General features: G+C 60.6%; 22 protein-coding genes. 9 read left to right on the forward strand and 13 right to left on the reverse strand.

Annotated elements, in window-relative coordinates:
* Positions 1 to 252: 252 nt before the first annotated feature.
* A complete protein-coding gene (locus tag PspS49_RS21740) occupies positions 253 to 1,011 on the forward strand; it encodes a hypothetical protein (RefSeq protein ID WP_174245077.1) in 759 nt (252 codons plus the stop codon).
* A 914-nt stretch (positions 1,012 to 1,925) separates the two neighbouring features.
* On the opposite strand, the gene PspS49_RS21745 is transcribed toward PspS49_RS21740, so the two are convergent.
* From PspS49_RS21745 to PspS49_RS21755, 3 genes are all read right to left on the reverse strand, one after another.
* Complete coding sequence (locus PspS49_RS21745; protein ID WP_160041426.1) at positions 1,926 to 3,893, reverse strand: methyl-accepting chemotaxis protein; 1,968 nt, start codon at positions 3,891 to 3,893, stop codon at positions 1,926 to 1,928.
* A 109-nt stretch (positions 3,894 to 4,002) separates the two neighbouring features.
* Positions 4,003 to 5,403 (reverse strand): PLP-dependent aminotransferase family protein, encoded by a 1,401-nt coding sequence (locus PspS49_RS21750; RefSeq protein WP_160041428.1) that lies wholly within the window; start codon positions 5,401 to 5,403, stop codon positions 4,003 to 4,005.
* Between the two features lie 190 nt (positions 5,404 to 5,593).
* Positions 5,594 to 6,355 carry an SDR family oxidoreductase gene (locus PspS49_RS21755; RefSeq protein ID WP_016983635.1) on the reverse strand — a complete coding sequence of 254 codons (762 nt, stop codon included), beginning with the start codon at positions 6,353 to 6,355 and terminating at the stop codon, positions 5,594 to 5,596.
* An 85-nt stretch (positions 6,356 to 6,440) separates the two neighbouring features.
* Here PspS49_RS21755 and PspS49_RS21760 point away from each other — a divergent pair, with 85 nt between their 5' ends.
* Both PspS49_RS21760 and PspS49_RS21765 read left to right on the forward strand, forming a co-directional pair.
* Positions 6,441 to 6,596, forward strand: a complete 156-nt coding sequence (locus tag PspS49_RS21760) for a hypothetical protein (protein ID WP_160041430.1) — start codon at positions 6,441 to 6,443, stop codon at positions 6,594 to 6,596.
* Positions 6,593 to 7,597 (forward strand): NADP-dependent oxidoreductase, encoded by a 1,005-nt coding sequence (locus tag PspS49_RS21765; protein ID WP_095120604.1) that lies wholly within the window; start codon positions 6,593 to 6,595, stop codon positions 7,595 to 7,597. The genes PspS49_RS21760 and PspS49_RS21765 overlap by 4 nt, the downstream gene beginning before the upstream one ends.
* A 127-nt stretch (positions 7,598 to 7,724) precedes the next feature.
* Here the strand turns inward: PspS49_RS21765 and pyrF are convergent, their stop codons facing one another.
* A complete protein-coding gene (pyrF, locus tag PspS49_RS21770; RefSeq protein ID WP_162483045.1) occupies positions 7,725 to 8,423 on the reverse strand; it encodes an orotidine-5'-phosphate decarboxylase in 699 nt (232 codons plus the stop codon).
* Between the two features lie 284 nt (positions 8,424 to 8,707).
* Between pyrF and PspS49_RS21775 the strand changes: the two genes are divergently transcribed.
* The 3 genes from PspS49_RS21775 to xopAW all read left to right on the forward strand — a co-directional run bounded on the left by PspS49_RS21775 (position 8,708) and on the right by xopAW (position 11,614).
* Positions 8,708 to 9,469 (forward strand): response regulator, encoded by a 762-nt coding sequence (locus PspS49_RS21775; RefSeq protein ID WP_127929358.1) that lies wholly within the window; start codon positions 8,708 to 8,710, stop codon positions 9,467 to 9,469.
* On the forward strand, positions 9,469 to 10,527 hold the full coding sequence (locus PspS49_RS21780) for an ATP-binding protein (RefSeq protein WP_160041432.1): 1,059 nt from the start codon (positions 9,469 to 9,471) through the stop codon (positions 10,525 to 10,527). The genes PspS49_RS21775 and PspS49_RS21780 overlap by 1 nt, the downstream gene beginning before the upstream one ends.
* A gap of 235 nt (positions 10,528 to 10,762) precedes the next feature.
* Positions 10,763 to 11,614 carry a XopAW family type III secretion system calcium-binding effector gene (gene xopAW, locus PspS49_RS21785; protein WP_160041434.1) on the forward strand — a complete coding sequence of 284 codons (852 nt, stop codon included), beginning with the start codon at positions 10,763 to 10,765 and terminating at the stop codon, positions 11,612 to 11,614.
* A gap of 540 nt (positions 11,615 to 12,154) precedes the next feature.
* On the opposite strand, the gene PspS49_RS21790 is transcribed toward xopAW, so the two are convergent.
* The 9 genes from PspS49_RS21790 to PspS49_RS21830 form a co-directional block, all read right to left on the reverse strand.
* Entirely contained in the window at positions 12,155 to 13,207 is a 1,053-nt protein-coding gene (locus PspS49_RS21790) for an AI-2E family transporter (RefSeq protein ID WP_160041436.1), read from the reverse strand.
* A gap of 69 nt (positions 13,208 to 13,276) precedes the next feature.
* Positions 13,277 to 14,083 (reverse strand): DUF4892 domain-containing protein, encoded by an 807-nt coding sequence (locus tag PspS49_RS21795; protein ID WP_095120607.1) that lies wholly within the window; start codon positions 14,081 to 14,083, stop codon positions 13,277 to 13,279.
* Between the two features lie 115 nt (positions 14,084 to 14,198).
* Positions 14,199 to 15,053 (reverse strand): alpha/beta hydrolase, encoded by an 855-nt coding sequence (locus PspS49_RS21800; protein WP_160041438.1) that lies wholly within the window; start codon positions 15,051 to 15,053, stop codon positions 14,199 to 14,201.
* Positions 15,050 to 15,856, reverse strand: a complete 807-nt coding sequence (locus PspS49_RS21805) for an alpha/beta hydrolase (RefSeq protein WP_127929363.1) — start codon at positions 15,854 to 15,856, stop codon at positions 15,050 to 15,052. The genes PspS49_RS21800 and PspS49_RS21805 overlap by 4 nt, the downstream gene beginning before the upstream one ends.
* Positions 15,857 to 16,131: 275 nt before the next feature.
* Positions 16,132 to 16,575 (reverse strand): hotdog fold thioesterase, encoded by a 444-nt coding sequence (locus PspS49_RS21810; protein WP_077574107.1) that lies wholly within the window; start codon positions 16,573 to 16,575, stop codon positions 16,132 to 16,134.
* Between the two features lie 31 nt (positions 16,576 to 16,606).
* Positions 16,607 to 18,262 (reverse strand): AMP-binding protein, encoded by a 1,656-nt coding sequence (locus tag PspS49_RS21815; protein ID WP_160041440.1) that lies wholly within the window; start codon positions 18,260 to 18,262, stop codon positions 16,607 to 16,609.
* Positions 18,263 to 18,465: 203 nt separating this feature from the next.
* Positions 18,466 to 18,918, reverse strand: a complete 453-nt coding sequence (gene sixA / locus PspS49_RS21820) for a phosphohistidine phosphatase SixA (protein WP_007917466.1) — start codon at positions 18,916 to 18,918, stop codon at positions 18,466 to 18,468.
* On the reverse strand, positions 18,915 to 19,262 hold the full coding sequence (locus tag PspS49_RS21825) for a DUF4389 domain-containing protein (RefSeq protein WP_008087808.1): 348 nt from the start codon (positions 19,260 to 19,262) through the stop codon (positions 18,915 to 18,917). Before PspS49_RS21825 ends, sixA begins: the two co-directional genes overlap by 4 nt.
* A 21-nt stretch (positions 19,263 to 19,283) precedes the next feature.
* On the reverse strand, positions 19,284 to 20,309 hold the full coding sequence (locus PspS49_RS21830) for an NAD(P)H-dependent glycerol-3-phosphate dehydrogenase (RefSeq protein WP_160041442.1): 1,026 nt from the start codon (positions 20,307 to 20,309) through the stop codon (positions 19,284 to 19,286).
* 196 nt (positions 20,310 to 20,505) lie between these two features.
* On the opposite strand from PspS49_RS21830, the gene PspS49_RS21835 reads away from it, so the two are divergent.
* From PspS49_RS21835 to PspS49_RS21845, 3 genes are read left to right on the forward strand one after another with little or no spacing between them, the layout of a single operon-like run.
* A complete protein-coding gene (locus PspS49_RS21835; RefSeq protein ID WP_160041444.1) occupies positions 20,506 to 22,629 on the forward strand; it encodes a TonB-dependent receptor in 2,124 nt (707 codons plus the stop codon).
* 1 nt (position 22,630) lies between these two features.
* On the forward strand, positions 22,631 to 23,563 hold the full coding sequence (locus tag PspS49_RS21840) for an ABC transporter substrate-binding protein (protein WP_127929366.1): 933 nt from the start codon (positions 22,631 to 22,633) through the stop codon (positions 23,561 to 23,563).
* Complete coding sequence (locus PspS49_RS21845) at positions 23,560 to 25,464, forward strand: ATP-binding protein (RefSeq protein WP_150775986.1); 1,905 nt, start codon at positions 23,560 to 23,562, stop codon at positions 25,462 to 25,464. The genes PspS49_RS21840 and PspS49_RS21845 overlap by 4 nt, the downstream gene beginning before the upstream one ends.
* The last annotated feature ends 172 nt before the right edge of the window (positions 25,465 to 25,636 follow it).

Consider the following 25,636-nt stretch of genomic DNA (forward strand, 5'->3'; position numbering starts at 1 on the left):
CTTTACGGCGGCAATCAGGCTTTTCCGTCGCCCGACGATTGACGCCTATATTCCGCCACTCGCCAAGACGCTATAGTCCACCCACAGTGATGGCAATCTGAACCCGCAGCGCCAGCATTCATATAAGCAGCGTGCGGCCGATACAGATTGAACCTGCCGAACCAACCAGTCGAGCGGCGCTAGGCGGTTAAATGCCCAGCCACTACACTCGCATGCGAACCCTATAAAGAGGTCTTACCGGTGACACCACTCATGATCACCCTGCTAGTCATAGCCGGGATCGCAATTCTGATCGCCATTGGCTACATGAACCATGTGGTGGAAAACAACAAACTGGAGAAGGCCCGCACCAAGGTCGAACTCAACGACCGCCTGCGCCGTTGCGGCGAACTGACCGAAACCTTCCCGGGCCAGTTCATGACCCCGGCACTCAAGCTGCTGCTGACCCGTCTGGAACTGAACGTCTGCCAGCGCCTGCTGAACCTGGAAAAAACCAGCGCCACCACCAAAGCGCGCATCACCGAACTGAGCGCCCTGGTCGCCCAAGGCGAATCGATCCCGGTCAACAACCCGCCGTCGCCGATTCTGACCGAAGCCAAAGCCAAAGATGTGCGCTTCCTGCTCGAAGCCCTCCACGGCCAAATCACCCGTGCCGCTCACGACGGCTTCCTGCCACCGAACGAAGCCAAACACTGGATTCGCGAAGTCCGCCATATTCTGGTGCTGCTGCACATCGAGTTCTTCAATAACCTCGGCCAACAGTCCCTGCAACAAAACCAGCCCGGCCAGGCCCGCCTCGCCTTCGAACGCGGCGTGCAATACCTGCGCAAACAGCAGGATCCACAGATGTATGCAGAGCAACTGCAATACCTGGAAAAACTGCTGGCCCGCGCCAACGCCCAAGTCATGGACAAAATCGCACCGGTTGAAGGTGAAGAGAACCAACTGACTGCCGGCCTCAAAGATGTCGAGGCCGATGCGGACTGGAAAAAGAAAGTGATATACGACTGATTGCAGAAGTTGAAAGAGAAGCCACCGAGAGGTGGCTTTTTTGTGGGCTCGCGGGAGTGAACACGATAGACGCCCGGTGAATGTGAGAACGCTTTCGCGAGCAAGCTCGCTCCCACATGGTTTGAGCACATCTGACAGAGATTGGTCGGCTGTCAGGCCGCTTTCGCGAGCAAGCTCGCTCCCACAGGGTTTGAGTACATCCGGCAGAGATGGGTTGGCCGCCAGGCCGAGATCGCGAGCAGGCTCACTCCTACAATGGGATTGAGCACATCTGACAGAGCTTGGTCGGCTGTCAGGCCGCCTTCGCGAGCAGGCTCGCTCCCACAGGGTTTGAGTACATCCGGCAGAGATGGGTTGGCCGCCAAGCCGCTATCGCGAGCAGGCTCACTCCTACAATGGGGTTGAGCAAATCTGACAGAGCTTGGTCGGCTGTCAGGCCGCCTTCGCCGGAACACCGCCCGGAGCAAGCTTGTTCCCACAAAAGAGCAAGAGCAGACCGCGCATCGCTTCTGCTTCCCACCACTCAACAGGATGAGCGTTAGCTCGGCTGCTGCTCTTGATCTTGATCTGAAAGCCCGTCGGCAGGCTGAGTGGAGGGATTGATCCGGGGGTGGGAGCGCAGCGACCGTTCGACGAAGTCGAACACATCGAGAGGAGGTGCAGCGAAGCAAAACCGTAGGCGATGCCCCCCGGATCGATCCCGGAGCGAAGGAACCCCGAGCCCCAGCGAGCGGGCCGAACGTCAGGGCAAAGACCTTTGGTTACTTTGGGGCGTTTGCCAAAGTGACCCGCCGTAAGGGCGGAACCCTAATCAGCAACACCCACAGCAACGGATATACACCCAAAACCCCAAGAGCCTGGTCGGCCCAAAGGCCGCCAAGCCCAAAGCGTCAAAGCGTCAAAGCGTCAAAGCGTCAAAGCCGAAAATGCCCAACCATCCCCCGCAACTCACTCCCCAACTGCGCCAGCTCAACACTCGAAGCCGCATTGCCGCGCATCGCGATCGACGACTGATCCGCACTTGCGCGAATACTCGTCACACTGCGATTGATCTCCTCCGCCACCGAACTCTGCTCCTCGGCCGCCGCCGCAATCTGCTGATTCATCTGCTGAATCAACGACACCGCCGCCGCAATACTCCCCAGTGCACTCTCGGTCTGCAACGCATCACTGACCGCCAGCTTCACCAACTCCCCACTGCTCTGGATCTGCTGCACTGAAGCATGCGCCGCCGAGCGCAGCGCACTGACCAGCCGTTCAATTTCCTCAGTCGATTGCTGCGTGCGCCGAGCCAATGCACGTACCTCATCGGCCACCACCGCAAAGCCCCTGCCCTGCTCACCTGCCCGTGCTGCCTCAATCGCAGCATTCAACGCCAACAGATTGGTCTGTTCGGCGACACTCTTGATCACTCCCAGCACCGTGCCGATATTCTGGATTTCCGCACTGAGGCTTTCGATGCTGGAACTGGCCGATGTCGCCGAGTCGGCCAATTGTTCGATCCGTGCCATGCTCTGGCGCACCACCTGCTGACCACTCTCGACCTTGTCATCCGCCGTCTGCGCGGCCAGCGCCGCTTCTTCGGCGTTGCGCGCAACGTCATGCACGGTGGCGGTCATCTGGTTCATCGCCGTGGCGACCTGCTCGGTTTCCTCCTTTTGGCTGCTGACCTCGAGGTTGGTCTGCTCAGTGACCGTCGACAACGATTGCGCCGAACTGGCCAGTTGCTCGATCCCCGCCTGCAAACCACTGACGATGGTGCTCAGACCCGCGCCCATCTGTTGCATCGCCAGCATCAACTGACCGATCTCGTCGCGCCGGGTCACTTCCACCGTTGCACTCAAGTCACCAGCGGCAATCTGCTGGGCGACCCGAATCACGCTGCGCAATGGCGCGACGATCAGTCGGGTAATAAGCCACGCCGCGAGCAAGCCGACCAACAACGCCAGCGCCGATGAACCAATGATCAACAGCGAGTTTTTCTTCAGTTCCGCCTGCATCGCGCCGTCTTCAGCGACATACGCCTGATTCACCCGCTCGACCACTTGGTCGGCACGCTGGTGCAATTGCTCGTAGACGGTCTTTTCCTGCGCGAGCAATCCGGTGTACTCGGCCAGTTTGTCGTTGAAACCGGCGATATGCCCGGACACTTCATTGAGCACGGTCAGGTAACCCTCGTCCTTGACCGTGGTTTTCAGTTCTTCGGCCTGCGTCTGGGCCTGTGCGGCCTGTTCGATATTGCCTTTGCCGGCACCGTCGGCATCGCCCTTGCGGCTTTGATCCAGACGAATCCGCGCTTCGTTCATCGCTTGCAGCATCAACCGGGAGACCTGACTGACCTGACTGGCCTGTTCGATGAACTGCGCCCCGTCCTTGCCCTCGGTGTCCTTCAAGGTATATGCACCGTCGTCGGCAAGCCCGGCCTGCAAGACATCAAGATTATTGGCCACACTGGACACCGACCAACTGGCCATTTCCAGCGCGAGGTCCTTGGCCTGAGTCAACGACACAAACTCGTCGAACGCTTTTCGATAAGCGCCGAGCGACTGCTGCACATCATTCATGACCGGCACATTGGCCGCCGACTGCGCTTTGAGCTGATCAGCCAGAACAACCAGTTCGTCGACGCCCTTACGCAGGGCATCGGCCGTCTTCGGATCGCCCCGCAAGGCATATTCCTGCTCGAGCAGGCGCACTTTGAGCAGGCCACTGTTAAGCGAGGACATCTGTTTCAGACCATCGAAACGATGACTGATGGTTTGCAGGGACCAGACGCCAATGGCCGCCACCAGCGCGGTCAGAAGCAAAACCAATACAAACCCGATACCCAGTTTTTTTGCCATACCGAGGTTGGCAAAACGTCCTTGCATGGCCGAAATCATTGCGCGTAGTCCCCTGCCATTGTCAGTAAAGCGAAGAGTCGCAACGGCCACTCACCCGCACAAGTCTCTGGCGTCGGAATAATGGCAAAAAGCTACGCCCGCGTCGTTTTCAGAACACTTGAAGTCGATCCGCACTGGTGTTGCGGAAAAACTGCCGAGCGCGCGGGTCGCAGGCGTACGCGACGTTGATCCGCAGCCAGTCGCCCGCCTCGCCACTGGGGCTGAAGGCATCCGGCGCTGACAGCAACACGCCACAGCGTTGCGCCTGCCGGCGTATTCGAGAATGATCGGTCATGCGCGAACGCGCCCAGATGAACAGCCCGCCTGCAGGTTTGCCGAAAACCTCCCAATCGGCATCCTCCAGGGCCTGCAAAGCGGCAGCCCGGTCGGCATTCAGGCGTTGACGCTGGCGCTGCACCAGTTTGCGGTAAGCGCCACAACCCATCAGGCTGGCCAGTACCGCCTCGGAAAACCTTGATGCGCCCAAGCCGCTGATCATCTTGACCTGCGCCAGCCGCCTGACAATTTCGCTGTCGGCGAAGACGAACCCGACCCGTAACGAACTGCTCAGGGTCTTGGAAAAACTGCCCACGTAGATGACCCGTCCCTCATCGTCCAGCGCTGCCAGTCGTGTACCGTTACCGGTGTGCAAGTCCGCGTAGACATCGTCTTCGATCAAGCGCACATCGTAGGCTTTGCTCAGTTGCAGGATGCGTTGCGCCACGCTTGGCGACAGGCAACTGCCGGTGGGGTTGTGATGATGACTGTTGATGAACACCGCACCTGGCCGAAACTGTTGCAGCAAAGCCTCCAGTGCGTCGATGTCCGGCCCGGTCGGGGTGCGGCGCACCTCAAGCATGCGCACGCCATGCAGGCGCAGCAGGTCGAACAGCGGCGCATACCCGGGGGTTTCGACCACCACGCAGTCACCGGCCTTGAACAAGGTGCGCACGATAAGATCCAGCGCATGGCTGGCGCCACAGGTACTCAGCAACTGCGAACTGCGGGCCTCGATACTGAACAGCTTGAGGCGTTTGACGATCTGCTCGCGCAACGCTGGAAGTCCTAATGGCGTGCTGTAGTTGAACAGGCTGGCCATGTCGGTGCGAGCCACCTCGCGCAGCGCATAGCTGAGGTCGTCAGGCTCGCGCCAGCTTTGCGGCAGACCTCCGGCCCCCAGTTTCAAGCCGCCTGCGGCCTCGCAGACTGCATCGCACCAGGCAAACCGGCCTTCGAATGGCGCCAGTTCATCCTCTGCACCCAGCATCGCTGGCGCGGCAGCGACGATGAACCCGGTGCCTTGGCATGAGCTCAAAACACCCTGCGATACCAGCCGTTCACACGCCTCGACAACACACGACTGGCTGAGCAGATTGCCTCGAGCAATTTGCCGAACCGAAGGCAAACGGGTAGCCGGCGGCACACCACTTTGCAGGATCCACTCCGTCAGTCCGTCAACAATCTGCTGCACGACCGGCACCATTGCCTGTCGATCAATTCTCAATTCCATGAGCAAGCAAACTCCTGTCCGTTTTGCTGGCGGCAGTAAATCACAGCCGCGCCGGACAGGCTGTGCGACAACGCCGCCAAAAGCGACCGTTCTAACGGTTTGATACACATTGTTTAAGGGGCTTCACGGAACTGACCGTGATTCAAAAAAAAGCCCGCAAGGAATGCGGGCTGTTTTTCCTGAGTTCAGTTCAGAATGCGGTGACTCCGCCGTCCACGGCCAGCGAGTGACCGGTGGTGAATGCTGCACCGTCGCTGCACAGATACAACACGGCACTGGCGATTTCCTCGACTTTGCCGATACGACCGACCGGGTGCATGGCGTTGGCGAACTCGCCCTTCTTCGGATCGGCCTCATAGGCACGGCGGAACATGTCGGTGTCGATCACCGCCGGACACACCGCGTTGACGCGGATTTTCTTCTTCGCGTATTCGATGGCCGCCGATTTGGTCAAACCGATCACCGCGTGCTTCGACGCCGCATAGATGCTCATCTTCGGTGCCGCGCCCAGTCCCGCTACCGAGGCGGTGTTGACGATCGCCCCGCCGCCCTGCGCCAGCAACAGTGGCAGTTGATACTTCATGCACAGCCAGACGCCTTTGACGTTGACCCCCATGATCGCGTCGAACTCATCCATCGAGCCGTCGGCCAGTTTGCCTTTTTCGATTTCGATGCCGGCATTGTTGAAGGCATAGTCGAGACGGCCGTAGGTATTGATGACCTCGTCCATCAGATTTTTCACTTCGCTTTCGACGGTCACGTTGCAACGCACGAACGTCGCTTCGCCACCGGCGGTACGAATCAACGCGACTGTGCCTTCACCCCCTGCCGCATCCAGGTCGGCGACCACCACTTTCAGGCCCTCGGCGGCGAACGCCTGCGCGGTCGCACGGCCGATGCCGTTGGCCGCGCCTGTGACTACGGCAACCTGACCGGAAAACGTCATGCTCATTGTTATGTCCTCGAAGGGCTAGATGCAGGGGATTTGTAGATTCGCAGCATAGTCATTGAGGTCTGCCGCACGTCAGCACTATCCAATGGCTGTTTATGTACACATGCACCGCAGTGATAAAACCATGCCAGTGATTATCACTGCACTGGATCGGCGTGCATTCGCCGCATCAGCCAACCTTGCGCCAATGCCGCTGAGGGTCTATCAACAAGGCTTCATTCCGTTCGAGTGCCTGCCATGACCAACCAGACCAATCGCCAGTTCCTGCTCGCCAAACGCCCGGTGGGTGCGGCCAACCGCGAGACCTTCACCTATCAGGAAGTACCAGTGGGCGAACCGGCAGCGAACCAGATTCTGGTCAAGAACGAATACCTGTCCCTCGACCCGGCCATGCGTGGCTGGATGAACGAAGGCAAGTCCTACATCCCCCCGGTCGGTATCGGCGAAGTCATGCGTGCACTGGGCGTGGGAAAAGTCATCGCCTCGAACAATCCCGGATTTGCCGTCGGCGACTACGTCAACGGTGCCATTGGCGTGCAGGATTACTTCCTCGGCGAGCCAAGAGGTTTCTACAAAGTCGATCCGAAACTGGCACCGCTGCCAGTTTATCTGTCGGCACTGGGCATGACCGGCATGACCGCTTACTTTGCTCTGCTGGATGTCGGCGCACCGAAGGCTGGCGACACCGTTGTGCTGTCCGGTGCGGCGGGCGCAGTGGGCAGCATTGCCGGGCAGATCGCCAAGATCAAAGGTTGCCGTGTGGTTGGCATTGCCGGCGGTGCCGACAAGTGCAAATTCCTCATCGATGAACTGGGCTTTGACGGTGCCATCGATTACAAGTCCGAAGATGTCGTGGCGGGACTTAAACGCGAATGCCCGAAAGGTGTGGACGTGTACTTCGACAACGTCGGTGGCGACATCCTCGATGCGGTATTGAGCCGCTTGAACATGAAGGCGCGCGTAGTGATCTGCGGTGCGATCAGCCAGTACAACAACAAGGAAGCGGTCAAAGGCCCGGCCAACTATCTGTCGCTGCTGGTCAATCGCGCGCGGATGGAGGGTTTTGTGGTGATGGACTATGCCGCGCAATACGCCAGCGCGGCGCAGGAAATGGCCGGGTGGATGGCCAAGGGGCAGCTCAAGAGCAAGGAAGATATCGTCGAAGGACTGGAGACTTTCCCGGAGACGCTGATGAAATTGTTCAGCGGTGAGAACTTCGGCAAGTTGGTGTTGAAGGTTTAAGGCCAGCACAAAAACCAATGTGGGAGCGAGCCTGCTCGCGAAAGCGGTGGTTCAGTCGATACTGACTTCGACTGATACACCCTCTTCGCGAGCAGGCTCGCTCCCACATTTGGATCTTCAGTGTGGCTTAGGCGATTTCGGCGACAACCGACGCCAGCGCCTGTGCCGGATCAGCCGCCTGGCTGATCGGACGGCCGATCACCAGATAGTCGGAACCGGCATCCAGTGCCTGACGCGGGGTCAGAATGCGGCGTTGATCGTCCTGCGCGCTGCCCGCCGGACGAATCCCCGGGGTCACCAGTTGCAGCGACGGATGCGCGGTTTTCAGTGCCGTGGCTTCCAGCGCCGAGCACACCAGACCGTCCATGCCAGCCTTTTCGGCCAGTGCAGCCAGTCGCAGCACTTGTTCCTGCGGTTCGATATCCAGGCCGATACCGGCGAGGTCTTCACGCTCCATGCTGGTCAGCACGGTCACGCCGATCAGCAGCGGTTGCGGGCCGCTACGCTTGTCCAGCTCTTCACGGCAGGCGGCCATCATGCGCATGCCACCGGAGCAATGCACGTTGACCATCCACACGCCCATCTCGGCGGCGGCTTTCACGGCCATCGCGGTGGTGTTGGGAATATCATGGAATTTCAGGTCGAGGAATACTTCAAAACCCTTGTCACGCAGGGTGCCGACAATTTCTGCGGCGCAACTGGTGAACAGTTCCTTGCCCACTTTGACCCGGCACAGTTTCGGGTCCAACTGGTCGGCCAGCTTCAGTGCGGCGTCACGGGTGGGGAAATCCAGGGCGACGATGATAGGAGTCTGGCAGGCGGACATGAATGGGCTCTCAGGCAGGTCGAAATCGGCGCGCATTGTAGCGGAACCGGCGGCAGCGCGGCACCCGATGATCGGTAAATCGTCGCGCCGGCCGTGATCAGCATAGCGCTCGCTGCTATTGTGTCGACTTCGGTACACAACCGACACGCCAGCAACAAGCGCCCGCGCTAGCCTCGCCAGCCGCAACACGTCCTTACATCAGCACTTCCCGCCTCACAGCTGGACGCCTATGCTGAAACCACCACCTCGCAGCCCATCTTTTGTGGTTGGCGGCCTACTGGCAGATGAACAGCCTCATGCACAACAACCAAATGACCGCGACGGATGAGCCTAAAGACGACAAGCGCTGGAGCATTCGTGCGCTGATCGTCGATGACGACGTGCCGATCCGCGAGCTGATGATCGATTACCTCGCGCGCTTCAACATTCACGCCAGCGGCGTCACCGACGGTGCAGCCATGCGCCAGGCGATGCTGGCCGAGCATTTCGACGTCGTCGTGCTGGATCTGATGCTGCCCGGCGAAGACGGCTTGTCGCTGTGCCGCTGGCTGCGCGCCGAATCGGACATCCCGATCCTGATGCTCACCGCCCGCTGTGAACCGACCGACCGTATCATCGGCCTGGAACTGGGCGCCGATGACTACATGGCCAAGCCGTTCGAACCGCGTGAACTGGTCGCCCGCATTCAAACGATTCTGCGTCGGGTGCGCGATGACCGAACCGAACAGCGGGCCAACATCCGTTTCGACAACTGGCGCTTGAACAGCGTTCTGCGTCAGTTGATCGCCGACGATGGTCTCGTAGTGCCGCTGTCCAACGCCGAATTCCGCCTGCTCTGGGTGTTTATCGAAAAACCGCGTCGGGTGCTCAGCCGCGAACAATTGCTCGACGCCGCGCGCGGTCGCTCAATCGAAGCCTTCGACCGCAGCATCGATCTGCTGGTGTCGCGTCTGCGGCAAAAACTCGGCGACGATCCGAAAGCCCCACAGCTGATCAAAACCGTGCGCGGTGAAGGTTACCTGTTCGACGCGCGAGACATCGGCTGATGCGGGCGCGCTTCGACACGCTGTTCGGCCGCCTGTTTGGCGTGCTGTTCGTGGCGATCGTCCTCGCGCACCTGCTGGCTTTTACCTGGTTCCGCCTCTACGGCCCGCCCCCGCCTCCGCCACCTCCGCCACCTCCGGAGTTCTCCCAGGGCGCCGACGGCCAACCGATGGCGCAGGACCCGCGCTACCCGCCACGGCCCCCGCGCCCATGGTTCGGTGGGCCGGTGGTGCCGCTGACCTTCCAGTTCATCACGCTGATGATCGCGGCGTGGTACGGCGCCAAACTGCTCAGTCGCCCGATCCAGCGCCTGAGCGACGCCGCCGAACGCCTCAGCGAAGACCTCGACAGCCCGCCACTTGATGAGTCTGGCCCGCGAGAAGCACGGCAAGCGGCGCACACCTTCAACCTGATGCAGCGGCGCATTCGCGAACAGGTGCAGCAACGCGCACGCATGCTCGGTGCCGTATCCCACGACCTGCGCACGCCGCTGTCTCGGCTGAAACTGCGCCTGGAAAATATCAGCGACGAAAAGCTGCAAGGCCAGATGCGTCAAGACCTGGACGACATGATCGGCATGCTCGACGCCACCCTCACCTACCTGCACGAACAACGCACCAGCGAAGCCTTGCAGTTGATGGATGTGCAGGCGCTGGTCGAATCGCTGTGCGAAAACGCTCAGGACCAGGGCGCCGACGTGCAGGTCAGCGGCCATTGCGCACCGCTGCCGGTACAACCGATGGCGTTGCGTTCGTGCATCAATAACCTGATGGACAACGCCCTGCGTTACGCCGGGCAGGCGCGGATTGAACTGCAGGATCAGCGCGAACAACTGCTGATTCGCGTGATCGACCACGGCCCGGGAATTGCCGAAGACAAGCGTGAGGCGGTGTTTGAACCGTTTTATCGGCTGGAAGGCTCGCGTAATCGCAATTCCGGCGGTGTGGGGCTAGGGATGACCATTGCTCGCGAGGCGGCGCTACGTTTGGGTGGTCAGCTCAATCTTGAAGAAACCCCGGGCGGCGGCCTTACCGCCATCATTCGCCTGCCACGCCCCTGAGAACGCCACCGACTCACTGTGGGAGCGAGCCTGCTCGCGAAGGCGTCAGCTGATCCAACATCTTTTTTGGATGTACCGGCCTCTTCGCGAGCAGGCTCGCTCCCACAGGGTTCAGCGATGTTCATTCTGCCGTGTGTACCGTCCGGTACAAACCCCACATACCCCGGACAACTGGCGCCCTGACCCTGCATAAGCCGGTACACCCACCGGTTTGCCATTTCAGGGAGTGAGTCCGATGATCGGTAGCGTCAGCAACTACACGAGCTATACCAGCAGCAGCACCTCCACGCAAAACGCGCGCAGCCAGCAACTGCAAAAAGAACTGTTCGCCAAACTCGACAGCAACAGCGACGGCGCGGTGGATCAGGACGAACTGAAAAGCGCCCTGTCACAGAAATCCGACGACGGCCTGCTGGTCAACCTGAGCAAACAATTCGGCGATCTGGACAGCGACGACAGCGGCAGCCTCAGCGCCGAAGAAATGACCGCCATGGCGCCCCCGCCGCCGCCCGGTGATCAAGCCCCCGACACCGACCTGGCGGACGCCCTGATCAGCGCCCTCGACACCGATGGCGACGGCGCCATCAGCAGCGACGAACTGAGCAGCGGCCTGACCAGCGCCGGCAGCACCGCCGACAGCAACGAACTCTTCTCCGCACTCGACAAGAACAAGGACGGCACCGTCAGCCAGGACGAACTCACCGCCAGCCTGACCCCACCACCGCCTCCGCCACCTCAAATCAACAGCGACGAACTGTTCAGCCAGCTCGACGCCGATGGCGACGGCAGCGTGAGCGCGACCGAACTGAGCAGCGCACTGCAAGCCAGCGACAGCGCGACTTCAACCACCAGCACTGACACCAGCGCAGCGCTGCTCAAGGTTCTCGATAGCGACAGCAGCGGTGGCGTGAGCAGCGATGAGCTGAAAGCGGCGCTACAGGCTGGGAGAGAACGACCAGAGGAAGAGCAGACCGCTTCGACCCAGAGTACGACAGAAGCTCTGAATCGCATGATTGCCAATTTGAGCAAGCAGTACTCGCTGGAAAAAACGGCGTCGGTTGGCAAGTATTTGAATGTAGCGACTTGAGTCGACGCCCCTCACCCTAACCCTCTCCCAGAGGGAGAGGGGACTGATCGAGGTGTTTGGGAGAGCTACGCCGGCGTGCGATACCGTGTTGAACTCAGATCATGAAAAGCCCGAAAATCGGCTCCCTCTCCCTCGGGAGAGGGCTGGGGTGAGGGGCGAATCCAACACCGAACAAAAGCCGACCTCTTCACCACTCAACAGGATGAGCGTTAGCTCGGCTGCAGCTCTTGATCTGTAAGGCGACGTCGGAAGGCTGAGTGGAGGGATTGATCCGGGCGTGGGAGCGCAGCGACCGTTTGGCGAAGCCAAACACAGCGGGAGTAGGTGCAGCGAAGCAAACCGGAGACGCTGCGCCCGGATCGATCCCGCAGCGAAGGAATCCCGAGCCCCAGCGAGCGGGCCGCACGCAGGAGCAAGCCTTTTTGGTTACTTTTTTCTGGGCCGGCATTCCGGGCGTCTGGAAAAAGTGACCCGCCGTAAGGGCGGAACCCTAAGCAGCCGTTACCGCAGCAACGGATATTCACCCAAAACCCAAAACCGCTAGCGCCGCTCTTCAACCCGAGACTGACTCTTGCTCCAATCCGTCAACAAACTATAAGCCACCGCCAACAACGTAGGCCCGATAAACAACCCGATAAACCCAAACGCAATCAACCCGCCAAACACCCCAAGCAACACAATCACCAACGGCAAATTCCCGCCGCGACTGATCAGATACGGCTTGAGCACGTTATCCACGCCACTGATGATGAATGTCCCCCAGATCCCGAGAAACACCGCCATCCCATACTCACCCTTCCACGCCAGCCAGGCCGTCGCCGGCACCCACACCAACGGCGGCCCCATCGGAATCAGACTCAACAGGAAGGTAACGATCCCGAGCACCAATGCCCCCGGCACCCCGGCAATCAAAAACCCGATCAACGCCAAAACCGCCTGCGCCGCCGCGGTGCCGATCACCCCGTTGACCACGCGCTGCACCGTACCGGCCACCAACTCGATGTAATACCCGGCACGATCACCGATCAAGCGCTCCAGCAGACTGTGCACAAACGCCGCCAGTCGCGGCCCGTCACGGTAGAAAAAGAACACAAAAACAATACTCAGAGTCAGCTCAAGGATCCCGCCGCCGATCTGCGCACTGCGCGCCAGCAGCCAGTTACCGACCTGCCCCAGATAAGGTTTGATCGACACCATCAGCGCGGCGCCCTGCTGATCGATGCTGTTCCACAGCCCCACCAGCCGTTCACCAACAAACGGCACAGTCCCCAGCCACGCTGGCGCCTCAGGCAGACCGTCGACCTGCACATCCTTGATGAACGCCGTGGCATCACGCACATGATCGGCCAGATTGAACCCCAGCCACACCAGCGGCGCCGCCACCAGCAGCATCCAGCCCAACGTCAGAATCGCCGCAGCCAAGGACTCGCGACCATTGAGCCAACGGGTCAGCAGGCGCATCAGCGGCCAACTGGCAAACGCCAGCACCGCGCCCCAGAACAGCGCCGACCAGAACGGCGCCATCACCCACAGGCTGGCACCAAACAACACCAGCAGCAGGATCTGCACCAGCAGGCGATCGTTATTGAGCATGTAAGGTCTCGAAAAAGTCAGTCAGGCAAAGAGTAGGCGAACACGCGGTTCGTGCTCGCCCGCAACAGCTTAACGCAACAGATCGATGCGCAGGCCAGAGCCTTCGACACTGCCGGTTTCCATGCGTGCCGCCCGAACACCCTGATTGATCAGCGCCTCACGCCAGGCTTCGGCCTTGGGCCCGGATACCGTGACGCGCAACGTCGTGTCAAGGTTAAGACCTCGGGAAATCAGGCGTAGCCAGGTGTCATCCGGCTCATTCACGCGATCAGGGAAGTCCAGCTCACCGGTGCTTTTGAGCTGACGTAACAGGGTCGCCGAGGTCGGCAGCAACTCACCCAGCGGTGCCACTGCCTCGAATTGTTCGACATGCAGATAGGCTTTGCGATTGCCGCGGGTGATGCTGTAAAGCGCCACCAGCGTGTTGTCCCGCGGTGCCGCCAGCCTCAACAGCAGATAGGCCTGTTGCTCGTCGGCGCCATACAGTTTGGCGTTACCGAACACCTCGTTGGCCCACAGGCTGCTTTCGCCGCAATCACGCGCCTGACACCAGAACAGCAATTCGGCGTCCTGTTTTTGCAGGGCTTCGCGAGCAGCGGTAAAGGCTTCGGTGGCGGAGTGTTCGGGCGGCAATTCGTAGGTCACCGAAGTGGTCTGGCCACGGGCGGTGACCTGACCGTCGAAACGCAGCTGGCCACTGATCTTGCGGATCGAGCCCAGCGGATAGATGCGCTCCAGTTCAACCGGAGGGCGATAGTCGACGATCTGTGCATCGGCCAGACGCGGCACGATCTGCAGATCCTGACTGCCCGGCACATCGGCGGCGAACGAAACGGTACTGAAACAGCACAGTGCCAACAGACTGAGTGACCGCATAGTCAGGCTCATCGGATCGGCATGACTGGGTAATTCGAGGTCGCAGCGGTATAGAAATCCATCGTGGTTGTCTCCCATTTCAACCCGACCAGCCTCGACAGTTGCCCGCAGCAAGTCAAGGAATGGCGAAGAACCGATTGAAACAGTCTGCGACAAGGTCGGCCCCGGCCTCATCGTTCAGGTGCAAATGGTGCCCGCCCGCCAACTGTTCCCGGCTAAAGGGTAGACGTTCCAGCAACTCGGGATGTTTGGCCAGCATGCCCTCAGCCGCGACCACCAAGTGCGCCGGGCAACTGACTCGCAGCGCGAAAGCCATCGCCTGTTCCTCGGTCAGGCGCAGCGGCGATGGCAGGGTCAGGCGATTGTCGGTGCGCCAGGTGTAGCCACCGGGCACCGGCATCAGTCCGCGCTGAGCCAGCAATTCGGCGGCCTCACGGCTGACTGCGACCAGACCTTTCATGCGCGCTTCGATAGCGCGGTCGAGGGTGTTGTAGACCGGTTTGCGTTTCTCGTGCAGATCCAGTTGCGCTTGCAGGGCCATGCCCATACGTTCGGCGGCGTTTTCGCCTTTGTCTGTAGGCGGAACCACGCCGTCAATCAGCGCCAGATGGCTGATGCGTTCCGGCAACGACCCCGCCAGCACCAGCGAAACAATCGCGCCCATCGAATGCCCAAGCAGGCCGAACCGCTTCCAGCCCAGTTGCTCGGCGACTTGCAGCACGTCATGGGCATAGTCCCACAGTGCATACCCGGCACCGTTCGGCCGATGCCCGGAATGCCCGTGCCCGGCCATGTCCAGCGCGATGATGCGCAAGCCTTTGAGCTTCGGCGCCAAACGGGCAAAGCTGTTAGCGTTGTCGAGCCAGCCATGCAGCGCGATCACCGGCACACCGTCCTCGGGCCCGAACAAATGCGCGGCCAGTTCGATATGCGGCAGGCTCAGGCGCACTTCTTCGAAGGTCGGGCTCATGCGCAATCCTTGTCCTGGCGGTTTTCCCAGCGGTTGAACAGGTTTTTCAACAGGCGCGCGGTGTCCTGCGGACGCTCAAGCGGGAACATGTGTCCGCCGGGCATGCTCAGTGCCTCGCCTTGGGCCAGACGTGAAACGAAACGGGTGTGATGGCGCATGACCACGCGACTCTTGTGCCCGCGCACCACCGCCAACGGCACCTGCAATTGACGCGTACGGCCAGGGCTGGTGTGCGGCACGCCGCGATAGATGCTGATCTCGGTCGCCGGGTCGAAGCGCAGGCGCAGCTTGTCGCCAACCTGATGCAAACCGTGCTGCAGGTAGGCATCGAAGCATTCCGGATCGAAACCACGGAACAGTGTCTTGCCAGCAAAATAGCTGCGCGCACTGTCGAGGTCGGCGAACTCTTCCCGTCGACCAAGGGTGCGGCCTGCCGGAGTCAATTTGTCGATGAAACCAAAGCGCTTGGCGGCACGGATCACCCATTGATCGGTGCGGGTCAGCACCGGCGAGTCAAGCATCACCACGCCGCGATACAACTCAGGACAACGCAGCGCTGCGTGCAAATGCAACACACCGCCAAAGGAATGGCCGACGCCCCACACCGGTTGATCCTGCTGCTGCAAATGGTGGATCAGCTCATCAACGAGGTTGTACCAGTTGTCGTCCGCCGGAAAACGCGGGTCATGGGCATGCTGTTCCAGATGTGCAACCCGATACTCGGGCGCCAGCGCCGCGAACAACTTGCCATAGGTACCCGAGGGAAACCCGTTGGCGTGGGCGAAAAAGATCGGTTGCGACATGCTGGTAAATCCATGAGCAGGAAACGTGGCGTTGATTGTCCGTAAGACCGCGCCCGACAGCAATGACCGTAACTGCCAGTAATGATGACAGTCCGGTCAGGGCTATGGTGAGTCAGTCGGATCGCTACCCCCTCACCCCAGCCCTCTCCCCCAAGGGGGCGAGGGGGAAGGGAGCAGATTTGCATGAGTTTCAAAACCTGAGTTCGGCTCGATAACTCAGGTCGGCGCAACTCGAACATCCAGCCCGGTCAGTCCCCTCTCCCTCTGGGAGAGGGTTAGGGTGAGGGTGGCTGCTCACCCAGCGGTACCACTGCCATGGTCAGCCGCGACACACAACTGGCCTTGCCTTCATCGCTGGTCAGACGGATATCCCACACATGGGTGGTGCGACCGATGTGAATCGGCTTGGCCACCGCCGTCACCCGGCCACTGCGCAAGCCGCGCAAATGATTGGCGTTGATCTCAAGCCCCACGCAATAAAACTTGCTGGCATCGATGCACAGGTAACTGGCCATCGAACCGACGGACTCCGCCAGTACCACCGACGCGCCGCCGTGTAGCAAGCCATACGGCTGATGAGTGCGATGGTCGATGACCATGCTCGCGGTCAGCGATTCTTCGTCGAACGCTTCGAAGCGGATGTCGAGTACTTCGCCGATGGTGTTTTTCTGGATTGCGTTCAACTGCTCGATGTTCGGGGTGGTGCGCCACAAGCTCATCGCAGACTTCCTTTGTTGTTTTAGTCGTCGCTCAATCCTGCCACAGCACCGCCTCGCTGCGCTCGCTCCATTCTTCGAAACGCGCGCCATAGGTGTCTTCGATGACGTTGCGCTTGATCTTCAGGGTCGGCGTAAGGAAGCCGTTTTCCACCGCCCAACTGTCCTTGACCACCACCAACCGGCGCAGGCGCTCATGCTTGTCGAGCGCGGCGTTGACCTCCTCCAGGAGTTTTTCCAGACTCGAGTGCAGACTCGCCCGGCCCTCCTCCTGATTGACCGTCGACAGCACGCACAATCCGAGAGGTGCGCTCAAGCCGTCACCGACCACGCAGACCTGTTCGATCCGTGAATGCACCGCCAGGCGATTTTCAATCGGCGCCGGGGCGACGTATTTGCCCTTGCTGGTCTTGAAGATTTCCTTGAGCCGACCGGTCAGGCGCAGGTGCCCTTCTGCATCCTCTTCGCCCTTGTCGCCGGTGCGCAGAAAGCCATCCGCGGTAATCGTTTCTGCGGTTTTCAGCGGCTCCTTGAAATAGCCGAGCATGTTCGCCTGACTGCGTACCTGCACTTCGCCCGATTCATCGATGCGCACTTCGACATCCGGACACGGCTTGCCAATCCAGCCCTGTTTGTATTGCCCGGGCAGACAGATGTGCGAGTAACCGCAGCCCTCGGTCATGCCATAGACCTCCAGCACATCAAGGCCGAGTTTTTGATACCAGGCAAGCAAGGTCTGCGGCACTGGCGCGGCACCGGATAATGCTACCCGCAAGGCGTCCAGCCCCAGCCCCGCCAGTACTTTGTGCCCGACCCGTTTGCCAATGAATGGCAGGCCAAGGAGGAAGTCGAGGCGCTTGGCCGGGATCTTGCTGTACACGCCCATCTGGAATTTGGTCCAGATGCGCGGCACGCCGAACATCGCGGTCGGCCGCGCGCGCTGCAAGTCAGTGATAAATGTCTCAAGGCTCTCGGCGAAGAACACTGTCTGCCCGGTGTAGATCGACGCCAGTTCAACGAACATGCGCTCGGCAACGTGGCACAGCGGCAAGTACGACAGCAGTCGGTCGTTCTCGTTGAGGCCGAACAGTTGCGTGCCACGGGTCGTGGCAAAACCGAGATTGGCAAAACTGTGCATCACGCCTTTGGGCAGCCCGGTGGTGCCGGAGGTGTAGATGATCGTCGCCAGTTGCTCGGCCGCCGGGCGCGGATCGTCCTGAATCGGTGAGCTGCGCTGCAGGTCGGCCCAGCTGAAATCGAAATCCCCGGGCGGATGCAGCGGCAGGCTGATGGTCGGCAGATCCGCCGGCACGCCTTTGGACATGCCCGGCCAATCGTCGAGTTTGCCAATGAAGGCCAGGACGCTTTCCGAGTGATTGAGTACTTGCGCGACGGAGTCGGCGGTGAGGTTGGGATACAACGGAACGGAGACGTGCCCGGCCATCCAGATCGCCAGGTCGGCGATGATCCAGTGTGCACAGTTTTTCGAGATCAGGGCGATGTGACTGCCTTGCGGCAACTCGCGGGCGCGCAACCAGTGCGCGGCGCAGCGAGCCTGATGGCCGACATCCGCCCAGCTCAGCGTTTCGACCTGGCCGCCACCGACGGGCTGCACCAGAAAGCGCTGGCGCGGGTGCCGGGCTTCACGCTCGTAGAACACGTCCAGCGGCAAACGGAAGGCAGCAGACATGCGACTCGCTCCTGTTTTTGGGTCTGGAGCAAGCGTAGTCAACCAAGCAAGTGCTTGGTTGGAAAATTCAAACAAATAATTTCAGGATGTACGCAGAAACCAATGTGGGAGCGAGCCTGCTCGCGAATGCAGTGTGTCAGACCCATAAAGGGTGAATGACACGCCGCTTTCGCGAGCAGGCTCGCTCCCACAAGGGATCAGCGTTACGGGTGTTTGAGGCTGTTGAGGGTCATCGAGCCAATCAGCAACTCAGGGCTTTCCAGCTCGGCCAAGCCAGCAGTACTGACCTTCTCCGGCGGATACCCGGCGCCATGCTGCAGGTAGCTCAGCAGATTGCCCACCAACGGGTTATGGCTGACCAACAGCACATTGCTCACCGACACCAGTTGATCGGTGACCTTGTCCGGATCAACCTCCGGCGTCAGCCACTCGACCGTGCGAATCTCCGGCTCGAAACCCAGCGCCTCACGAACAATCTGCGCGGTTTGCTGCGCGCGCAGATAGGGGCTGGCGTAAATCGCCGTCAGCGGCTGGCCAATCAAACGCGCAGCGCTGCTCAAAGCTTCTTTACGACCGTGCTCGGTCAGTTCCCGTTCGGAATCGGGGCACGAGCCGTAAGGCACGGCCTCACCGTGACGCAACACCCAGAGTTTCATAGCTTGGGTTCCTCATCTCGAACCGGATGCGGCGCCGGCGCGACGGCGTGTGGCGCCTCACCTTCCGGAGTACGCGGCGTTGGCCAGTCGGCGAACGGCCACGGTTTCTGGTCGCTGTGGAAGCTGCCGAAGCGGCCGATCTGCGCCAGAAACTGGCTCAGGCTGTCGCCGAAGTTCATCAGGCTGGCGCTCGGCGCGCCATAGATCAAACGATAGATCAGTTGCACCAGCACCACTGCGCCGAGGATGAACTGCGCCACTTGCCAGACCAGCACGTAGACGATCATCCACAACACGCGCAGGAGGATGGATTCGTACTTGGCTTCGGTTTTCGGATCGTTCATGGCTTGCTACTCCCGGCTCACTCAGTTGAAACCACTGGTGGAAATAAAGTCGACGTCGGTTTTCGGCTCGGCCCGCATCAATAGACCGATCACCTGCTCCAGCGTGCGTCCTTCAAAGAGGATCGCATGCAGCCCGGCGACCAGCGGCATGTACACGCCGACTTCCTGGGACTTGGCCTTGAGCACTTTGAGCGTGTTGACGCCTTCGGCGACTTCGCCAAGACGCGACACCGCTTCGTCGAGGCTCAGGCCCTGGCCAAGGGCGAAACCGACTTGATAGTTACGGCTCTTCGGCGAGGAACAGGTGACGATCAGATCGCCGACACCGGCCAGACCGAGAAAGGTCATCGGGTTGGCGCCCTGATTCACCGCAAAGCGGGTCATCTCGGCGAGAGCGCGAGTGATCAGCATGCTCTTGGTGTTCTCGCCCATTTCCAGCGCCACCGCCATGCCGGCGATGATCGCGTAGACGTTTTTCAACGCCCCGCCCAACTCGACACCGAAACGGTCAGCGCTGGCGTAAACGCGGAACGTACGACCGTGCAGCGCGGCTTGCACGGCTTTGCACAGCTCTTCGTCTTCGCTGGCGACCACCGTGGCGGTCAGCGCATGTTCGGCGATTTCCCGCGCCAGGTTCGGTCCGGACAGCACGCCAATGCGCGCTTGCGGGGCGATCTCTTCAAGAATCTGGCTCATCAGTTTGAAGGTCTGGGCTTCGATGCCTTTGGTCAGGCTGACCAGCATCTTGCCGCTCAACCGCTCGACGTGGGCGGCGAGTACCGTGCGCAATGCGCTGGACGGCAGCGCGACGAAGCACAAATCACAGGCGTCGAGGGTTTCCTGCAGGTCGGTGACGGCGGTCACCCCCGGCAGAATCTTGATGCCTTTGAGGTAACGCGGGTTTTCGCGATTGACCCGGATGGCCTCGGCCTGCTCGGGGTCACGCATCCACTGCCGGACTTGATGGCCATTCTCGGCCAAAAGATTGGCCACGGCGGTACCAAAACTTCCGCCTCCCAGGACCGCAATCGGGCGCTGTTCAGTCATATGCAATCCGTTAATCCATACCAGTGGCGATGGCGGCATTATACGGGGCAGCCCGGTCGCGGCCAGCCCCAGCAACAATTACCGACATTTGTAGGAAGAAGACCAATAAAACCTAGGAAAATGCTACTAACGTGAATGGAAAAGTCACGGTGCTCGGTTAACATGCGCGCCAAATCTTTACGATCAAGGCTGCGTCGTGTTTTTCGCTCCTCCCCCTCCCCGTTCGTCCCTTTTGCTGGCGCTGCTGTTCAGCCCGCTAGTGCTGGCGGACGACCTGTTCATGGACAACGAAGCACTGCCGCAGGTGCTGACGGCCACGCGCCTGAAACAGACACCGGCGGAAGTGCCGGGGAGCATGACCGTACTCGACAGCGAATTGATCAACGCCAGCGGCGCCCGCGACATCAGTGAGCTGCTGCGCCTGGTGCCAGGGATGATGGTCGGCAACATCAGCGGCAATCAGGCGGCCGTCAATTATCACGGCACCAACGCCAGCGAAGCACGGCGCATGCAAGTGTTGATCGACGGCCGCTCGGTGTACCGCGCCGGTTTGTCCACGGTGGACTGGAGCGATATTCCGGTGGCCATGGAGGACATCGAGCGCATCGAAGTGTTTCGCGGCCCGAACACCGTCAGTTATGGCGCCAACGCGCTGATGGCGGTGGTCAACATCATTACCCGTCACCCGGCAGACAGCCACGGCACTCGCCTGAAGTACACCCGTGGCCAGCATGGCATCAATGATTTTTACGCCAGCCAGGGCACCGGCTGGAATGGTGGTGATCTGCGTTTGTCGCTGTCCGGTCAGGAAGATGACGGCTTCGACAGCGATCGCAGCGGTGCCGACTACCGTGACAGCCGCCGCTTGAATCGCTTCAGTCTCGCGGTCAGTCACACCCTCAGCGATAACCAGAGCCTCGACTGGCAGGTCAACGCCAAGGACGGCACCAACCAGCGGCCCTACACCTACCGCCCGGTGTTCTCCGGGATTACCGCCGCCGGGAACAATTCCGACGTAGTCGCCAAGGATTACGCCGGCTCGGTGCGCTGGAATCTCGATATCAACCCGGAGCACAGCCTTTATATACAAGGCTCGGCGCAACACTGGGATCGTCAGCAAACCTGGCGCGCCTGCGATGCCGAGGTATCGTTCAGCCCCGAACTGACGCAACTGTGGCAGCTCAACCCGAATTACACCGAACGTCTGGCGCGCAACATCACCCGGTTCACCGGCCCCGGAGCGGCGCCCGGCACGCCACAGGAAATGGCCCTGGCCAATCAGGTGCTTGATCAATGGCGCAACGGCGCCAGCCGAACCCTGTGCGGCGACATCGATCAGAGCGCCCGCGAATCGCGCTACGACCTCGAATTGCAGGACACCCTCAGCCTGTCCGACAGCCTGCGTCTGGTCAGCGGCATGAACTATCGTTACGACCGCGCCGACTCCGAGACTTACTTCAATGGCACGCTGGACGACACCACTTGGCGCGCGTTCGGCCAACTGGAATGGCGCGCCACGGAACACTGGCTGTTGCAGGGCGGTGCGATGTTCGAAAACACGCAACTGATCGGCAGTTCGCTGACCCCGCGCTTCGCCGTCAATTACCTGATCAACCCGCGCCACGGCCTGCGTGCGGTGTATTCGGAGGCGATCCGCTCGCCGGACATGTTCGAGAACAATGTGAACTGGAGCTATCAGGTCAGCAACCTGCGCCCCTCGGCCTATGGCCAGTCTTCGGCGCGCTACTTCGTCAAGACTCGCGGCCCCGGCGATCTCGATCAGGAACACATGCGCTCGCGCGAGCTGGGCTACAACGGCTATTTCGCCGAACTGGGCCTGGCCCTGGATGTGAAGCTGTTCTACGACGAGATCACCGGGATGATCAGTGAGCCGCTACGCAACAACCAGTACATCGCCAGCAATGCCAACAGCTCACGTTTTCGGGGCACGGAAACCCAGCTCGACTGGCGCGTGAGCCTGGCCGACCGTTTGCGCTTCACCTACGCCTTTGTCGATGCCGAGGCGAGTAACCCACTGGATCAGCAGTTCACTTCACGCAACAGCGGTTCGGCCGGCTGGCTGCGCGACTGGGGCGATGGCTGGAACAGCGCCCTCTTCTATTACGGCGACAACGCACTCAACGGCTACCGTTTCGAGCGCGTCGACACGCGCATCGCCAAACGCATCGCGCTGGGCAAAGCACAATTGCAACTGGCTGGCGTACTGCAACAGCGTCTCGACCACGAGCCGACCACTTTCGTCGACAACAATTACGACGAACGCCGGGTGATGTACTTCAGCGCCGAGCTGGAGTTCTAGGATGCGCTACCGGCAGTCACGGAAGATGCCAACCCTGGGCCACTGGCTGGCCGGGGTTTGTCTGTTTATGACCGCATGGCTGCATGGTGTGGCGGTGCAGGCCGCCGATATCCTGTTGACCGGCGCCGAAGAAAGTCCAGGCGTACAAGCGTTCGTCCAGGCGCTCAGTGAACTGCGACCGACCGACAACGTGCGTTTCCAGCCACTGGCCAGCCTGCCGGCGCCGGGCAAACTGCCCGCCGGCCTGCGCCTGATTCTGCTCGACCTGCCGAGCCTCGACTGGCGTCTGCAAGAACCCCAAGGCCCGGCGACGCTGGTGCTGCGCATCAGTCGCCTGCAAGCCCGGCAGCGCCTCGGCAGCGCGCAACCGGCGCATCTGAGTTTGCTGTGGAGTGATCCGCCGCTGAGCCGACAGTTGCAGTTGATCCGACGCATTTTGCCCCAGGCCCGGCGGATCGGCGTGCTGTTCGATGAGCACAGCGAATTCCTCCTCAAGGAGCTGAATCTCGCCGCCGCGCCGCTGAACCTGCAAGTCGTCAGCCAGCGCTGGGACAACACCCACGACAGCCGCCCGCTGCAAACCGTGCTGAAAAACAGCGACGTGCTGCTCGGGCTCGACGACCCCGATCTGTACAACCCGAAAACCGCGAAAAACCTGCTGCTCAGCAGTTACTCACGGCAAGTCGCACTGGTCGGCCCCAACGTCGCGTTCGTCCGCGCCGGCAGCCTGGCCAGCAGTTACAGCGACCAGAACGACTGGCTGGCAATCCTCGATCAATTGCTCGACCAACCGCCGGCCACTTGGCCGCGGACGCTCTACCCCGCACGTTTTAAAGTCTCAAGTAATGCGCAGGTCGCTCGTTCACTGGGTATCGAACCGCTCAATGACGCATCTGTTGCCAGCGCACTGGCTGAAGGAGAACGCCGCCCATGAGTTTCCGTCGCCGTTGGGACATCAACACCCGCACCCAGCTGATCAGCCTGGGCCCGGCGTTGTTGCTGACCTTGCTGTTGATCAGCTTCTTCACCTTCGTGCGCATTCAGGATTTGCGTCAGGAACTGAACCACACCGGTCAACTGATCGCCAACCAACTGGCGCCCGCCACCGAATACGGGGTGATTTCCGGCAACAACGAAGTGCTGGAAAGCCTGCTCAAAGCCACACTGGCCACGCCCAACGTGCGTTTTCTCGAAGTACAGGACAGCGCCAACCGGATTCTGGTGTACGTCGAACAACCCGCGGCGGCGCACGGTCGGCCGCATCAGGTCGAAGTGTTTCAGGCACCAGTACGGTTGCAGCGCATCGCCCTGCACAATGATTTCTTCCAGGACGGCAAGGTCAGCAATAGCGGGGCCGGCGAAGATTATCTGGGCCGGGTGATCGTCGGCTTGTCCAACGACGCGTTCAGCCAGCGCCAGCAGGAGATTCTGCTCAAGGCCGGGATTCTCGCGCTGTTCGCCCTGCTCTTCACCTTTGTATTGGCACGGCGCCTGGCCGGCAGCCTGTCGCAGCCGATCCGCGATATCGGTGACGCGGTGAAGGCGATTCAGGACGGCGATTACAAAACCCCGTTGCCGATCGTCGATGACACCGAACTGGGCGCGCTGTCGCAACACATCAACAACCTTGCCCAGGCGCTGGAACAGGCCAGCCGCGAGCAGCATCAAGCCATGGCCCAACTGATCCAGACCCGTGAAGAAGCGGAAAAGGCCAACAACGCCAAGTCCGACTTTCTGGCGATGATGAGCCATGAACTGCGCACGCCCATGAACGGCGTGCTGGGCATGCTGCAATTGCTGGAAACCACCGAGATGACCGAGGAGCAGGTTGAATATGCCGCCCTCGCCTCGGAGTCCACCGAGCACTTGCTGAAAGTCATCAACGATATTCTCGACTTCTCACGCATCGAACGCTCGGAGCTGGAACTGGAGCACATCCCGTTCAACCTGGCCGAACTGATTGGCGCCTGCGCCCAGTCGTTCCAGCACAGCGCGGTACAGCGAGGGCTGGCGCTGAACCTGCGCATCCCGGACGACATGCGCGGTTTGCAGGTGCAAGGCGATCCAACGCGGATCCGGCAGATTCTGGTCAATCTGGTTGGCAACGCACTGAAATTCACCGAACAGGGTCGCGTCAGCATCGAGGCGCAGTGGCAGTCGCTGGATCATGAATTGCTGTGGTTCACCTGCTCGGTGCGTGACAGCGGCATCGGTATTTCTTCCGAAAGTCTGGAATTGATGTTCAACGCTTTCCAGCAGGCCGACAGTTCAATCTCGCGGCGTTACGGTGGCACCGGTCTCGGCTTGCCGATCGCCCGTACGCTGGCCGAACGCATGGGCGGCACCTTGCGCGCGCAGAGCGAGGAAGGCCGTGGTTCGGTGTTCACCCTGGAAATTCCGCTGGCACTCTATAAGCAGGCGCTGCCGACTCTGGCTGCGCCGCGTGCACTGAACGGCAAAGAGCATGGTGAAGGGCGCAATGTCTTGCTGGTCGAAGACAATCCGGTAAACCAGACGGTTATTGAAGCGATGCTGCGCAGTCTGGGCTTTACTGTCAGTGTCGCCACTGATGGCGCACAAGCCGTGCGCAACGCCGAGGGCAGCGACTTCGAAGTGATTCTGATGGATTGCCGTTTGCCGATCATCGATGGCTATGAGGCCACGCGGCAGATCCGGCTGCTGCCCGGACGCAGTGAGGTGCCGATCATCGCGCTGACCGCCAACGCCTTGCAGGGCGACCGCGAAACCTGTCTGGCGGCGGGCATGAACGATTATCTGGCAAAGCCGTTCAAACGTAATGACCTGCAGCAGATTCTGCAGCGCTGGGTGTCGTAGTGTGGGCCTTTCGACCATCTGCGACTGGCGTGAAAAGCGAAAGTGCGGCAGTCTTAGGCACCCGAACGAGCCTCAAAAGGGGCTTGAATAAAAATTTCAGTGCACAAGTGTACATTCATGTCCTTGGTGCTGTGACTTTCACCACAACGCAATAGTCTATGAGTAGGCTGCC

This window comes from Pseudomonas sp. S49, assembly GCF_009866785.1.
In the GTDB taxonomy this organism is placed as follows: Bacteria; Pseudomonadota; Gammaproteobacteria; order Pseudomonadales; family Pseudomonadaceae; genus Aquipseudomonas.